Annotated in this window: 1 protein-coding gene (only partly in view); it reads right to left on the bottom strand. The window is 72.0% G+C overall.

The window, feature by feature from the left end:
* Positions 1-15,820, bottom strand: partial view of a toxin glutamine deamidase domain-containing protein gene (locus QWU11_RS42040; RefSeq protein WP_290120174.1) — the 3' portion only. It continues 16,820 nt past the right edge of the window; 15,820 of the gene's 32,640 nt are visible here — the last part of the coding sequence; the start codon falls outside the window, past its right edge; its stop codon occupies positions 1-3.

Consider the following 15,820-nt stretch of genomic DNA (forward strand, 5'->3'; position numbering starts at 1 on the left):
CTAGGCCCCGTTCGTGGGTGGATCCGCGTCGCCGAGGCTGTCATCCGCGGCGGATCCGAAGTCAGGGTCGAAGTCAGGGTTGAGAATGTACTCACCGGTGGGCGAGCCGTTCTCCAGCGCCTGCACTCCGCGGATGAACCGTACGTCGATGCCTCCGGGGAAGACGACCTCGTCCTGGTCGGGGAAGGGCGAGGCGATGTCGAGGGTCGCGTTGACGTCGATCCCGCCGGGCAGCACGACGTCGTAGCGATACCGGTACCTGCGATGCAGTACGTGCGCCGTGCCCGGATCGTTCAACGCCGAGTCCCGTACGTAGTGCACGTTCCTCGACGTGCTCACATAGCCGGTGTCGGCGGGGTTGCCGTAGACGTGCTCGATGAGGTGGCCCAGCCGGTCGCCCTTGGGCCGCAGCCCGTCGCGGAAGACCTCCGCCGGCGCCTTCTCGCTGAACTTGTGCAGCGGTGCGCCGCCCCCGTCCGCGCGCCACTTCATCGCGTGCGGCAGGCCGGAGCCGAGGATCACCGGCGACGCCGCCGTCACGGACGGGTCGACCGCCGGGCCGTCGGTGACCGGATGCGGACTCGGCACGCTGACCGGGGCGCCGGACTCGTCCCCCCGTACGTCCGTCTTCGGGCGCGACGAGGCCACCACGCCGGTGCGTCCCGGCAGGTACCAGTTCCAGGCGGGGCCCTCGCTGTACAGCCGGCCCTCGGGGTCGCTGACCCGCCCGGCCCTGGGCGGCCCGGCGTCGTACTGCCCGCGCAGCCCGCCCAGCGCCGGGCTCTCCGCGACGAAGACGCGAACCTCCGGGTCCTCGGCACCCTGCCCCCAGACCGTCCACGACGCGTTCGAGGTCACCGCCGGGAACTCCGCGAGTGTGGCGGCGTACTCGGCGTCGAAGGCGTCCTCCGAGGAGTATGTGACCGGAGCCTGAGCCGGCGTGCCGGACAGCGCCTGGTAGATGCTCCGCGCGAGGCTGCCCGACGCGGCGACGACGAGCGGCAGCCCGACCACCGGGCCCTCCCCGTCGGGCACCAGGTAGACGTTCGTCCCGTCGGCCACCATCGTGTGCTGGACGAGCGTGCCCTCGTCCAGGGTCTCGCGCAGCGTCTCCCAGCCGTCGGCCTTCTCGAGCCGGCCGTCGTGGCCGCGCAGGTACGTGCCGGTGGGCATGTGCACGAAGTCGGCACCGTGCCGTGCCCAACCGTCCGGCGACAGCACCTCCTCGTCGGAGATCTTGATCCAGCCGGTTTCGCTGACCTCGTAACGCTGCGTCCCGTTCTGGCCCTCGGCGGCGCGTACGAGCGTGTGCCAGTTCTCGGTGCCCTTCCCCTTGCCGGCCGTCGGCCTGGGCGGCTGCATCGGGCGGATGCCGCCGGGGCCGGGCTCCATGGAGTCCGTACGGCCGGTCAGCGCCGGGTTCTGCGCGCCGCCGCGTCGTACCGTCACCCGTCCGGTGAGGATCACCTCGGCGATACGCGGCGCCACGACCGGGATCGCGTCGTTCTTCAGCCAGCCCGGCAGGGAGCCGTACGCCGCGAGCACCTCCTGGTGGTCCACGACCCTGACGTTCGGCCGCGTCATCATGGCGAGCGCCGCGTTGACGTGGATCGTCAGGGCGTTCGTCCACGGCACGGACAGCGGCACCGCCTGCGCCATGGTCGACGTGCTCGGCAGGGGCCGGACGCCCGGCGTCTCGAGCACACGCACGCGGTCGGTGCTGGAGCCGACCCACACCTGCACCCGGCGCTTCTGCTCGCCCGAGTCTCCCGGGGTCGGCCGGAACGGATAGCGGGACCGGCTGCTCTTCCCGCGTGAGGTCACGGAGTACTTGACGGCGCTCTCCGGGACCCCGCGGCGGCGCAGCTCCTCCTTCACCAGCGGGCTCAGCTCGTCCAGGACCGCCTCGGCCCGGTCGAGGCCCGTCTCGCGGGCGTTGGACCGGACCCCGCCGTTGCCGCCGCCGTTGAGGTGGACGAGGAGGATCCCGGCCCCCGCCGCGAACCGCCGGGCGGCCGCCCGGCCGACGAAGGTCGCGAAGTCCTCGAGCGCGGCCGACTGGCCGGACTCGCGCGCCTCGTGCTCGCCCTGCGGGAACCGCACCTCGACGCCCTTGCCCGTCTTCAGCTCACGGAGGATGCCCGACTCCCGGTCCGCGTCGCGTGCGGCCCCTTCGAGCCGATCGTAGTCCTCGGCCACCGCGTCGAGGCCCCGGTGCTTCGACGGGCCGAAGAAACGGACCTCCAGGACGGCCAGCGGGTCCGCCCGCCGCCGGCCGAAGTTGTCGTCCATCTTCTCCAGCTCGGTGCCGACGCCGAGCGACTCCCACTGGCCGATCTTCGGGCGGCCGGGGCCGAGCGGGAGCAGGGCGTTGTCGAGGTACTGGCCGATCGTGTGCTGCGGCCCGTCGGCGTTGGCGGCGCGGTCCCAGTAGCTCCAGTGGGCGGCGAGCAGGTCATCGGAGTGTGACACTCCCGCGTGCCGCAGGCTGGACCGGTTGTCGGTGCGGTAGCGGTCCTGGAAGCTCGCGCCGATCCACTCCGCCTCGTTCTCCAGGAACCGGCGCACCGGCCGCGGCAGCGACTCGCGCATCGCCGCCAGGCCGACGCGCGAGGCGAACAGCGTGTTGTTCTTCGCCAGCCCCGACCCGTCGGTGATCCATTCGAGCTGCGACGCGACCTGGGTGTACACGAGCGTGGCGTAGTTGCGGATGCTCGCGACGTCGGCGTCGTTGGCGTCGAGCCGGTCCAGCCGGTCGCGCAGGCCCCGGCCGGTCTCCACGTGGGCGAACCGCGCGGCGATCGCGTCCCCGAAGTCCAGTGCGCTCTCTCCGTGCCGGATCGCCGACCAGTCCGGGTCGGAGCGGCTGCCCCGGCTCACCGCCCGCAGGAGCTCCCGGATCCCGCTCATCGGCACGCCGACCGTGAACTGGGTGTAGGTCCGGTTCGGGTCGAAGTCGCTGAGGAGCGTGGCGCGCTGCGCGTACGGGTGCGGGACCGCACCCGGGACGTCGCGGAAGATCCGGGCGATGGTCGTGCCGCGCCGGGCGTTCCGCAGCCGGTCCAGCACCGAGGAGAGCGTGCGGAAGGCGTCCGCGCGGTTCTGCCAGCCGGTCTCCCCCTTCAGCGCGTTGATCGGATTGAGCACGATCTCGATGATCGGCACGGTGCGACCGGCGTTGGGCCCGCTCCTCGCCTTGGCGTGGTCGATGACCAGGGAGTACTCCGGCGTCGTGATCAGCAGCGCGTTGGTCGGATCGTTCGGGTCCAGGCCGCCGAGCTCGAAGCCGGTCTCCAGCTCCATGCCGATCGCGCCGCCCCGTCCCCGGAGCACCTCGTTGAAGGCGATCTGGTAGGCGAGGTCGTTCGCGAGCCCCCTGATGTCCGACGGCCTGCCCTGCGGCAGTTCCCCCAGCGCCTGTTCGACCTCGGCCTGGTCGACGGGTCCTCCGGTCCACGCCGGGCCGAGGGATCGCAGCACCCCGTTGACCTCGCGCAGCAGATGGTCCGTGACCTGGACCCGCGTCCGCTGAGCGGCCTGCGGCGCGGCGGGCTGCGGGTTCGGCAGGCCCAGGTTCGTACGGATCTCGTCGTTGAGCTGCTCGACGTCGCGCACGGCGCGGAACATCTGATCGATCCGCCGCTGCGCGCGAAGGTGGTCGGGCACGGTCGGGAAGGCGTTCTGCGCGCGGCCCTGACGGAACGCGGTGACGAAGCCGTCGAGCCGGGTGCGGCGGTCCGGGACGGCGTTCGTGGTGTTGTTCTGCTGGAGGCCGTTGAAGTCGGTGATGGCGGCCATGAGACGTCGTTCCGTCAGCTGGATCCGGGCCCGGAACAGGCGATCGGCGTCGGCGACCGAGATCGGCCGCACCGGACGAAGCGACTCCCACGCGACCCGCGGGGCGTCGGCGCCGACCGGCCGGGCGCCGCGGAAGTGGCCGGGCGTACGGATGAAGTTGATCCGTGCCGGGCCGTCCGGGCCCAGCGTGGTCACGTACCGGTCCTGGATCAGGGTCAGCGGCAGGCCGAGCTCGTACGCGGCCAGGTGCGCGACCAGGTCGCCCGCCTCGTTGTTCCAGGTGTCCATGGTCCTGATCTGGTCCACCAGGGCTTGCTGCTGGACCGCGACCGGCCGGCCGTCTTGCACGTGGAAGAAGTCGGCGTACCGCGACGGGAGGCCGTGGTTCGCCACCGTGAGGTCGGCCTGCAGCCGATTCGCCAGCCAGGTCCGCAGGACCTGTACGGCCGCGCGGTCGCCGAGCCCGGGCTTCAGGGCGCTGATCTGCCGGATGAGGTACGGACCGGCGATCGCGATGAGGCTGTGGTAGAAGCAGTTGTTGTCCAGCGGGACCTCGATGGGCTCCAGCCCCCTGCGCTGGAGCGCTGCGGCGAGCCGTGCCGGGTCGTAGCGCCGGGCCTCCTCCTCCATGGCCCGCCGGGCGTCCGCCTCGACCGTGCTCGACTGCGTGCCGGTCGGTTTGGTCTGCTGCTTCGGCCGGGCGATGACGAAGGTGTGTCGCCCGTCGTCGACGGTCCGCAGACCGGTCTGGTCCGGTGAGATGAGGGGCGCGTCGCCGACCGTGCGCCGGTAACGCCCGTCGGGCAGCACCATCGCGGCGCCCGTGTGCGTGGGACCGGTGTGGTAGATCATCGTGCCCGGCGGCAGCGACGCGGGCAGCGAGGTCGTGAGCTCCACGTTGCGGCCGGTGACGCCGGCCAGGAGCGACCGCACCGTCTCCGCCGTGTCGCCCATCACGGTCACCTCGGTCAGGAACCGCTCGGCCCGCTCCAGATCGCTCTTGAGGACGTCCGCGGCCGTCACCTGGCCGGCCCGGCCACCACCGAGGAGCCAGGAGACCGGGGCGTACCGCGACAGCGCCCCCAGTTCCACCAGCCCGTCACGCCTCAGCCCGGGGCCGGAGACCCGGTGGTTGCCCTCTCCGTCGACGTACAGGTGCGGGTCGGCCGGCGCCGGAGTGTCCACCGTGGTCCGCCCGCCCGGCGACCAAACGCTCCCCTGCCGTCCGCCGTGCCCGCTCCCGGACGGGCCGCCGCCATGAGTGTCGCCGTCGCCGTGGGAGTCGCCGTCGCCGCGTCCGGACCCGGAGCCGAACGTGCCGGAGGTCCCCCGGCCGCCGTGGCCCCCCTTCTTCGGCCGGCCGATCACGAAGGTCTGAGCGCGGTCCTCGTTGAGGACCACGAGCGCATCCCGCTCGGACTCGACGTGGATGTTCTCGTCGCCGGGGACGAGAACGTGGTAGCCGCCAGGCGTCACCACGGCGGTGCCGGTACCGATGGGGCCGGAGAACCAGACCCAGGTGCCGACGGGCAGGCCGGCCGGGAGGTCGTCCGCGGTCGTCACGTCACGGTCGCCCCGCGCGCCGAAGACACGCGCCACGCGACGCGCCGTGTTCGGCTCCGTACCTCCCAGGAAACGGACCGCGCCGCTCAGGTCGTTTCGCGCGATGTCCGCGACGGTGGGGATCTGCTGCGGCGCCCCCTGCCTGAGCCAGGAGACCGCGGTGTAGTCCGACAGCGGGCCGCGCTGCGTCCAGCCCGGCAGCGTGAGCCCGGCCGGGCCCACGCGGTGCTGCCCGTGCTGCTCCTCGTACAGGTGCGGGCCTGGGGGCAGCGGGCCGCGCTGTGCCGTGGCCAGGCTGACGAGCCGTGGGGCCCGCTGGGTGGCGTCGTCCCTCTGGACGTCGTCCGCGGCCACCGCGTGTTCGAACGCGAGCGTGGACCGGGTCAGGGCGGGTCGTGCGCGCCGGAACGCCGCGGACGGGTCCTGTCGCGGCGTGTCCTCGCCGAGCTGGTCCCCGACCTGGTCGATCGCCTCGTCGCGCAGTTGCCCGAATGTCCGCTCCGAGTGCGGGGAGTTCCGCAGCGCCGCCGGCGGGTTCAGCAGCATCCCGTCCGGCCCCAGGTCCAGCGTGTGGAGCTGCTCGGCGTCATACGGCGCGGCCACCGGCAGGCCGGACGGGGACTCGAACCACCGGGCCCGGCCGTTGTCGTTGACCACGATGAACCGGCCGCCCTCACCTTCGGCCTCGGCCGTGACGGCGAGGGAGACCGAGCCCGGTCCGGCGGTGAGGAGCGTCTGCTCGACCTCGGTGATGGCGTCGCTCACCGTGGCCTCCCGCCGCAGGCGGTACGCCCGCTCAACGCGCCGGCCCTCCGTGAGCGTCTCCAGGTCCGTGACGCGGTCCTCGGCCGCGCGTGCCGCCGCGTCGGTCCATCGTGCCCGGGCGGTGTCGCGCGCCTCCAGCGCGGCCCGCCGCAGGTCCTCAAGCAGGGTCCTGGCGTCGGCCACCTGCTGGTTGGCGTTGTTCAGCCGCCGGTCGAGCTCGGCGTTCCGGCGGGTGCGGACGTCGACCGCGACCGTGGTGTCCGCGGCGAGCGCGGTCTGCTCGTCCCCGATCCGCGTCACCTCCGCGGCCCAGTCGTCCCTGCCCTGCTGCGTCCGGGTGAACAGGTCCGGCAGCGCGGGGTGCACGGCCGCCAGGCGTCCGCGCCGCCGGGCGATCTCCGCGCTCACCGCCTGGTCGAAGGTCTGCTGCCGGGCCCAGGACCCGCGGTAGAACGAGCCCAGCTCGACCGGGGTCAGGGCGTGGTCGCTCGCGTCGCGCCGCAGCGCGTCCGACCAGAGCCCGGCGCCCGTCGCGTCGTCCATCGTCAGGACGGCGTCGTTGTAGGTCGCGGGGTCGAAGACGTAGATCCGGCCGCCCGGGTCGACCCAGCGCTGGACCAGCGACCCGTCCCGCCGCCGGATGTCCAGCCGTACGTGCGCGCCCAGTTCGTGCGCGACGTCGCGGGCGAGGTAGGTCGGGTCCAGGGACAGGAGCGCCACCTCCGGCGGCAGCGCCAGGGGGCCTTGGCGCGGGTTGCCCGTGCGAAGTCCGTGGAGCGCGTTGACCTCTCTGATCATCTCAGTGATCTCGTCGCCGAGGCTCTGGCTCAGCGTGCCGGGGACGTCCTCGGAGCCGTCCTGCAGGTAGGACCGGTAGCGAGCGAGGGAGCGCGGGGCCTCGACCGTCGGGTCGAACTGACGCATGGCGGTCAGGTCGGCGCGCATCGTCCGGGTGGCCCACCGCAGGACCGCCTGGTACTGCCGGGCCTCGGCGGCCCGCTCGTCGAAGTCGAGCCGCAGCGGCCGGTTACCGCCCGCCTGCTCCCTGATGTGGGTGACCAGCGTCTGCTGGACGTGGAAGGCGTCCACCTTCGCCCTCGCGGCGCCGGCCAGCAGGGGGGCGAGATCGAAGTCCGGCGCGGTGTTCAGCCGCCGCCACTCGGAACGGCGGACCCGGTCCCGCAGCGCGGCCTGGGCCTGGAACTCCTCCGTGGCCATCTGGGCGCGCAGCTCGTTGTACTGGGCCTCGAACATCTCCACGTACACGTCGCCGGTGAACGGGTCGCTGCGGACGGGCGCGCCCTTCTTCGAGGACTTCCACAGGATGTGGTGGCGGGTCTTCTGCGCCTCGATCCAGAACCGGCCGCGCATGCGGATCAGGAGCGTCGGGCCCAGCTCCTTGGCGTGCTGCTCACGGCGGTAGTTCTCGGTGCCGGAGCTGTTCTGGCCGGCGGCGGTCGTCCGGCTGCCCGAGTTGCCGAGCTCCCAGTTGTGGTCCGGACGGTTCGGCGGAGCGCCCTCCGGCGGCGTGGGCAGCGGGTTGATCTTGTCGTTGCCGGAAACCCCGTAGTCGGCGACGACCCGGGCCAGGTCGCTGCTGTTGTTCACGCTCGTGCCGCTCTGGTGCTTGATGTAGCGGCCGGTGCCGGTCTGGCCCTCCTTCATCTCCCCGATGACCTGGGCGTCGAAGAAGTCGCCCTGCAGCCACATCGTCGCGCGCTCGCTGGAGTCGCCGGGGATGAACAGGTTGTCGGCCAGCTTGTACCGGTCGCCGCCGGTCGCCTCACGCACGTGGTTCGTCATGTGCGACCGCGACATCAGCACGGGCAACGACAGGCTGGAGCGGGTGTTCTTGTCACCGGTACGGGCCCCGAGCGCCTTCTCGTACCAGCGCGGGCTGAAGAGCTTGTCCAGCAGCTTCTTGGCGACCGGCAGCGCGTCGTCGAGGATGGCGCCGCTGACGTAGGCGTTGCCCGGCAGCTTCGGCAGGGGAAGCAGGTCGCGCAGCGGGGCCGGGCCGCGCTGCTGCCCGGCCTCGGCGAGGTTGCGCGGCACCTGGAGGGTGATCGATCCCGGCACCGTGATCTCGGCCGTACGGCCGTGGCCGGTCCAGCGGCTGAACCCGGTCAGCAGCAGGTTGTTCAGCGCACGGCCGGGCATCTTGAGGCGCCGGACCTTGACCGTCAGCTCGCGGTCGAACCGCACCCGGTAGTGGCCGCTCCAGTCGTACGCCGTCTGCTCGGTGACCGCGTTCTCCCCGCGGTTCGTGCCCCGATGGTGCCCCTCGGAGACCTTCAGGTCGGCGCTGCCGCCGGCGTTGTCGCCGCCGGGCGCGAGCTTGGCGAACGTCGCGGCCTGCGAACCGTCGCGCGACTTGCTCTTGGACGTGCCGATGTACCCGTGCAGGTAGTTCTCCAGCCCGGTGTCCGGCTTGAAGTCGTGCACCTCCGGCGCGGACGTCAGCACGTCGGCGAGGTTGATCTCCACGACGTCGGACAGCAGCCACCCGACCGGGTTGACCAGGTAGATGGAGTAGCCGCCCTTGGCGAGCACCTCGTCCCACATCGCCTCTTCGCGGCCCCGGCCCAGGATCGCCTGCAGGGCGTCGACGCCGCCCTGCATCCGGCCGATCACGTTGCCGTTGCCGTCCCAGATCTCCGCGCCGGCGGCCAGCATGCCCGGCGCCACCTGGTCGACCCTCTCCTTGACGATCTGGTACGTCGACCGGTAACCGCGGTGCCTCAGCTCGTGGATGCCGGTGTGCCCGAGGATCCGGCCGTTCGGGTCGTTCCGGGTCAGGTACTCCGGCATCTCCATGTGCTCGTACCGGACGCGCGGCTGCCCGAGTTTCTGCTTGAACGCGGTGTTGAACTGCGCGCGTACGTCCAGCGAGGCGATCGGCACGCCGCCCACCGTGTGCAGTTCGGCGAGGGTCGTGACGATCCCCGCGCGATCGAACGTGTTGCCGTCCGGCAGGTCGGGCACCTCGGTGTGCCAGCGCATCAGCGTCCGGGCCACCACGTCGCCGGTGAGGCGCCGGGTGCCCTCCCGCCACTCGGTGAGGATCTCCTCCAGCCGCTCGTCGGTGAGATCCGCCCGGTCCTCGGCGTAGTCGAGGATCTCCAGGGACATCTCCGGGGGGAGATACAGCTCCTCCGGGTCGCGCAGCGTCTGCGTGAAGCCGGTGTTGAAGCCCTCGCGGGTCTCGCGGTTCAGCACCCGCGACGCGCCGGTCACGTGCATGCGCGCCAGCGTCCGCACGAGCCTGTCGCGGTCGGCCGTGACGTCGGCCGGCAGCGCGGGGACATCGTTGTGCCAGCGGGTGAGGATCTTGGCGGCGAGGTCGCCGCTCAACTTGAGCTCGCCCGTGCGCCACCGTTCCATGGCGTCCGCGAGCTGGGCGTCGGAGACGGGGAGGGTGCCGTCGCCGTACCTCGTCAGGGCCTCCGGCTCGGGGAGCAGGTACACCATGGTCCGCGGATCCAGGTGCGCCACGTGGTCCCTGGGCGCGCCGCTCGGGACGAGTTTGGAGTGCTTCTCCTGATGGCCGTGGATGTTGTAGTAGACATCGGTCCGGTAGGAGTACACGCGGTTGAAGTCGAGCTGGATGAGTTCCTTTCCGCCGGTGCGCCCGCTGCCCTTGCTCCGGTTGTGCTGCCAATGGCGGTTGACGTCGACCTCGCCGGTGAGGTTGGCGTGGCCGACGACACCGCCGACGGCGATGTCCGCCTGGTCCCAGGTCCAGCCCAGGGAGCTGGTATCGGTGAGCCGGTTCTCCGCCAGCCACAACTTGATGATGCCCAGCACGAACTTGTCGCCGGTCGCCCCGGTGAACGTCGACCGCCCGAGCCTGCCGGAGATGTCGAGCGCGCCGAACGTGTCGCGGAGCAGCCCGGCGTCGAACAGCCGGTCGGTGGTGTAGCCCTCCATCGCCTCTTTCAGGTGCGCCCGCATCTCGATCGTGCTCGTGTGGGTGCTCACGTCCTGGTCGGCCGTGCCGGCGGGGCCGACCATGTCCTGGAGTGCCTGGGTGGCGGCGTCGCGGGCGCCCGTGGTGTCGAGGTAGTAGATGACGGCCTGGTCGAGTACGTCGGAGGGCGTGGGTTTCCTGGACGTCGGGCCGTCCTGGGTGCCGTTGCCGAGAGGCAGCAGGTACGCGAGGGCCTTCTGGTTCGTGACGTAGACCGTCTCCGGGTCACGCGTCCCCGGCCTGATCTTGCCCTGCCTGCCGGAGTGCTGGTACTCGATGTGGATCTCATAGTCGCTGGTCAGTTCGAACTCGTCCACGATGCCGGGATACTCCAGCAGCTCGGGACGGTTGTTGAGGAAGCTGACCGAGTCGCCGGCACCGACGGTCCGCTGGAACTCCAGGCCCGTCACGGCCGCCTTCAGGACCTGGTAGAGGACCTTGAACTTGACGCCCCACGCCAGCTTCCGCGCGTGGCTGACGGACATGCCCGCCGTGTCCATGCCCATCGCCAGGTTGACCGTGTGGTACTCATTCGTGCTCCGCAAGAACCTCGGCGGACGCCACGTGTTCCTCTTCGCCTTGATCGTGATCTTCGCGGAGTCGACGTCGACGTCCGCCCCCAAACCACCCCGCCGTTTGCGGAGGGTGAAGGTCATGCCGTCCTGGTGGACCTGGTCGAAGTGGGAGTCCAGGCCCCGGCTCGAGACCATCTTCTCCACGAGCTCGAGGTTGTCCAGCTGGCTGTCGGTCTTGTTCCCGTGGCTGGACCAGGTCACCTCGCCGAACGGGTTCTCGTCGTCGGCCGGCAGGAACCCGCTCTCGCGCAGGTGGGCCTTGAGCTCCCGCTCGATCCGGGTCACGGTGCCGTCCGCCACCATGACCAGCCCCATGCCGACGCCCTTGCCCTCGGCGACGTACGCCGGGACCGGCTTGGTGGCCGGGTCGCCCGGCCGGCGCCCGGTGTCGCGGATCGCGCCCTCGGCGTACGGCTGCGGGCCGCCCTGCTCCGGCGGGTTCTTCAGCGCGCCCAGGTCGACCGGGAAGCCGTGCTCGTACGCGGTGGCCTCCGGCATGCGGACCAGCGCCTCGCCCGGGACCACCTTGGTCTGGCGCGGCGCGTTCCTCCGGCGGCTGCGGCGGACGCTCACCACGGCGTGGTGCTCGAAGCCGACGAGGTCTGCGGTGGTGTGGCTCGTGTTGCGCGGCACCAGGACGTTGAGGCCGACGCGGCCCGCCGAGATCCCGTCGACGTTCGAGGACGTGAAGCTGAGCGAGGTGCTGACGCCGAGGCCGAGGTCCTTCAGCCCAAGCGGGTTGGGCACGAGGTCGAACTCCAGGCTGAGCGGGGTCACCGCGCTGGAGTTGGTCACGTTGTGACCGCCGCTGCTGCCGTCGATCGCGGTGCGCACGTTCTCGATGTGCGCCGTGTCGCTGGTGGCGCCGACGCGGCGCGCCGTCAGCCGCCTGGAGTGCACCGCCACCGTCGCGACCGGCCGCCCGTACCTGTTGTGCAGTGTGATCCGGTAGCCGCGCGTGGTGTTGACCGCGTCGTCGAGATGGGCGCCGAGGTTCCACAGCTTCTGCAGGAGCTCCTCGCGGATCGAGCTGCCCATCGGCAGGGTGAGGCCCTGCCCCCGCAACGTCGTGACGACCTCGTCGAACAGCTTGGGGATGTTCGTGAGGCCTGAGGCGAAGTGGAACGCCGGCAGCCTCGTGGTCTTCACCTGAAGGCCGGTCGCGGTGACCTGGTCCGGCGCCGGGTCGTCGAGGTAGTGGTCGGGGATCCACAGCAGCAGCTTCTCCGGGCTGTCGCCGTCGAGCCGGTGGACCGGTGTGTCGGCCCAGCTCTGGTTCGGATCCCTACGGACCTTGAACGACCAGTTCGGGGTGTAGGAGACCAGGCTCGCGTCGGTCCGGTTGTCCTCGACGTGGCCGCCCTCGGCGTCGGCGATGTGCGAGGAGGACCGGTTGGACTGGTTGGCGGTGCCCGAGATCGACGCCCCGACCTTCACGACCTGCAGGATGTTCGGCGTCACGCCGATGCCGAAGGTCAGCGCCAGCGCGCCGCGCGTCGCCCCCGTCTGCCCGGACTGCGTCTGGACGTGCGCGCCGGTCGCGTAGGTCGCGTTGATGGTGTCCTTGGCGCCTTGCTCGCCCTCGACCCTGGGCAGCTCCGAGGGCACGAGAGAGGAGCCGGCCGGGTTGTTCAGGATGTGCGGGTCGGTGGGGTCGAGCGTGATGAGCAGCTCGCCGTTGCCCAGCGGCACCTGGAACCCGTCCGTGCCGCCGTCGTCGCCGGTGCCCAGGAGGTACGGGTAGTTGGCGAGCAGCCGGTGGACGAGCAGGTTGATCTCGTCGTCGGAGTAGCGCACGCCGGACGCGTCCAGCTCGTGCCGGATCGCCCGGATGAGCTCCGGCTGCTGCGGCAGGCCGGCGCGCGGCACGCCGATGGAACGGATGGCCGGCTCGGGGGCGATCGGCATCGCCACCGGCTGCGTCTCCGACCCCGGGTCCGGGGGCCGGGGCACGTTCGGCGGACGGTTGTGCGGCCGCCGTCCGTTCTTATCGCCGGAGGACGAGCCGCTCGGCTTGGGGTTCGGCTCATCATCCTTGCCGCGCCCCTTCCTCCGCGACTTGCCGAGCAGCTCCATGAGGATCGGCTCGCCGCGCTTGTTCCCCGGTGAGAACACGCGGAACCAGTCACCCGAGTCGGACTCGGACTCGGACTCGGCCTTGCCGGCACGGCGGGACCGGATGTCGCCGGTCTCCGGGTCGAAGACCGCGTCGTACGGGGTGGCGAGCACCGGCTCGTCCAGCGCCCGCGACAGCGGCTCGGCCACGCTCGCGCCACCGGAGATCAGCAGGAGCGGCTGCTTGCCGGGCGCCCGCGCGGCGATGGTCGCCGCGAGCACGTCCACCGACATCTCCTGGCCGCCGGCCATGACCTTGCCGTTCTCGGCGGTGCCGATGACGAGGACGATCCCCTCGGGCACGGTCTCGGCCAGCTGCTCGATCGTCTCCGCGTCGAACGCCGGTCCCTCCTCCGGCGCGCCGGGCAGCCAGAGCGCCACCGTACGGCCCTCGAACATGCCCGTACGGGTCTTGGTCAGCAGCTCCTCGACCGCCATGCCGACCGGCGGGGACGGCGGCCGCTTGGCCGGCTCGTCGTCGAGGAGCAGGTCCTCCTCGTCCGTCTCCTCGTCGTCGTGCTCGTCGTGCACGTCATCGAACTCGTCGAACTCGTCGTCGGACCGGTACGGCGGCGGGCTCTCTTCCTCCTCCTCGTCCGCGACCTCGGACTCGTCGTCGGTCTTCTTCTCATCGGCGAACCGGACCCGCTTGACGGGCTTGTCCGCCGGCCGGGATCGCCGGGCCTCGATCTCGGCCTCGGTCTCGGCGAGCTCCCGTACGAGGTCCTCGCCCGCCACGCGGCCCGAGCGGGCGATCTCGGCGGCGACCAGCATCCGCTTCTTCACCAGCGCGGCGGCGGTGGCCGGAGTGCTCGCCTTCCGGATGGCCGAGTCGGCCGCGGAGAAGAGTTCCTGGGTGCGCTCGGCGGACATCAGGCCGAGCGTCACGCGGGCGCGGTTCGGGTCGTGGCGCGCCGCGTTCGCGAAACCGCCGATGAACCGGGACGAAGCGCCTGAGTCCTTCGACCGGGGCACGCCGAGGATGTCCGCCGCCAGGTCCTCGGCGGCCTGGTGGCCGGACCAGGCGACCTCCGCCGCCGTGACCAGCCACACCAGGGCGAGCTGACGTGCCTGCCCCTTCGTCGCGAGGAGGGAGGGGACGTTGCCGGTCAGATGCGTGACGATCGTCCGGGCCTCGTTGAGGACCTGCGCGTACTGCGCCTCGGAGTACTTCTTGAGGAGCAGGAGCGTCGAGGCGGTGACCTCGACGCGGTCCTTGTCGACGATGACGCGCGGGACCGGCCTGGCCGGCGGCTCGTCGAGGTCGTACATCAGCTCGCGGGCGAGGTTCTCGCCGGCCTTCGCGCCGGAGCGGGCGATCTCGGCCGCCACCAGCACCCGGGCCCGATCCACACGGGAGACCTGACCGCCACCGTCCCGCTCGGCCGCCACCCGGCCGGTCAGGTCACCGACGATCATCCTGGCCCGGCTCATGGCCTCTTCACGCTGCGGCCGGCGCAGCCCGGCCAGCGTCGTACGAGCGTCGAACAACGCGGGATCCGACGCCCGCTCGGCGTTGACGGCCGCGGGCGCGGCGGCGTCCCGGCGCGTCCGCGCGCTCTCGTCCAGATCCCGCACCAGCTCGCGCGCGAGCCTCTCGCCCGCCTCCCGCCCGGAGCCGGCGATCTCCGCGGCCACCAGCACCCGGGCCCGATCCACACGGGAGACCTGACCGCCACCGTCCCGCTCGGCCGCCACCCGGCCGCTCAGGTCACCGACGATCGACTGGGCCTCGCCCATGACCTGCTGCCGCTCCGGCTCGCTGAGTTCGCCGAGAGTCGCACGGGCCCGGGCCAGGCTCTCGTCCACCTTCGGCTCGGCCGCGCGCGCGGGGCGCTTCTTCGACGCGGGTGCCTTCTCCGGCACCCGCTCCGTGTCCTCGCGAGCGCCCTTCCCCTTGCCCTCCCCGGAGACCGATTCGGGCGTCTTCAGCAGCGTGACAGTGCCGTCGGTGTTCCGCACCTGGAGGAGTCCATCGGCGACCGGCGTCCCGGTGGTGCCCTCGCTGGACGCGTCGTCCAGGTCGGCGAGGGTGACCGGCCGCTTGGGCGTCGTGTCCACGGGGCGGGCCTTGACCCGCCGAACCCGCTCGCCGCCGAGCTTGGCCCGCGCCGCCCAGGCCTTCTCGCGCAGCTCGTTGCTCACGACCGGGATCCGCGTGCCCTTGCCGTCGCGCCCCCCGAGGACCGTGCCCTCTCCCGCGAAGGGCTCGGGGCCGATCTCCGGCTTCGAGCCGGTCTGCGGGTCGGCGATGGTCATCGGGTCACCGCCGAAGCCCTTGCCCGCCCGCTGCGTCTCGGTCGGCGGGGCGCCTTCGGCCATCTTCCGCTCGCGCCGGAACTCCGCGCGCCGGTGGTCCTTGATGGACAGGCCGTCAGTGCCGGTGCCCTTGCGGTTCCCCCTGCCGAGCGTACGGCCGGTGCCCGAGAACGGCTCGGCCTCCTCGGCCGGGGCCTCATCCTCGGACGTCAGGTCCGCGACGGTCATCGGGGCACCGTCGTAACCCTTGCCGGTCCGCCCGGTCCGCTCCCGCACGGGCGGGGCGGGGATCCTGGGCGTCTCGGCCGCCTTCGCGGCCCGTTCGGCCGCGGACCGCTCGCGGATCTCGTTGCTCAGGCCGGGGATTCCGGTGCCCTGGCCACCGTTCTCACCCAGCTTCCGGCCCGAGCCGGAGAACGGCTCGGTCTCCGCGTCGCCCTGTTCCGCGGCGAGTCCGCTCTCCCGGTCGGCCTCCGCCGGCGTGCGGACGCCGTTGTCCAGGCCCGCGATCCCGCCGCCCTGGCCGTCGCTCTCGCCGACGCGGTGGCCCGGCCCCGGGAAGGCCTGCGGCGGTTCCGTGTCGAGCGACAGGTCGTTGACGGTCATGGGGTCGTTCCCGTACCCCTTGCCCTCACGCCGCGGTCGCGGCACGGCGGGTTTCGCGGGCGGTTGTCTCTCCTCGCCCGCCTGCTCCTCCAGCTTGGCGGCCTTCTCGACGGCCCACTGCTCACGGGCCGCCTTGCCGGCGCCGGAGATACCGCCCGTGCCGTCGCCC

The organism is Actinomadura sp. DC4, from assembly GCF_030406325.1.
Classification (GTDB): Bacteria; Actinomycetota; Actinomycetes; order Streptosporangiales; family Streptosporangiaceae; genus Actinoallomurus.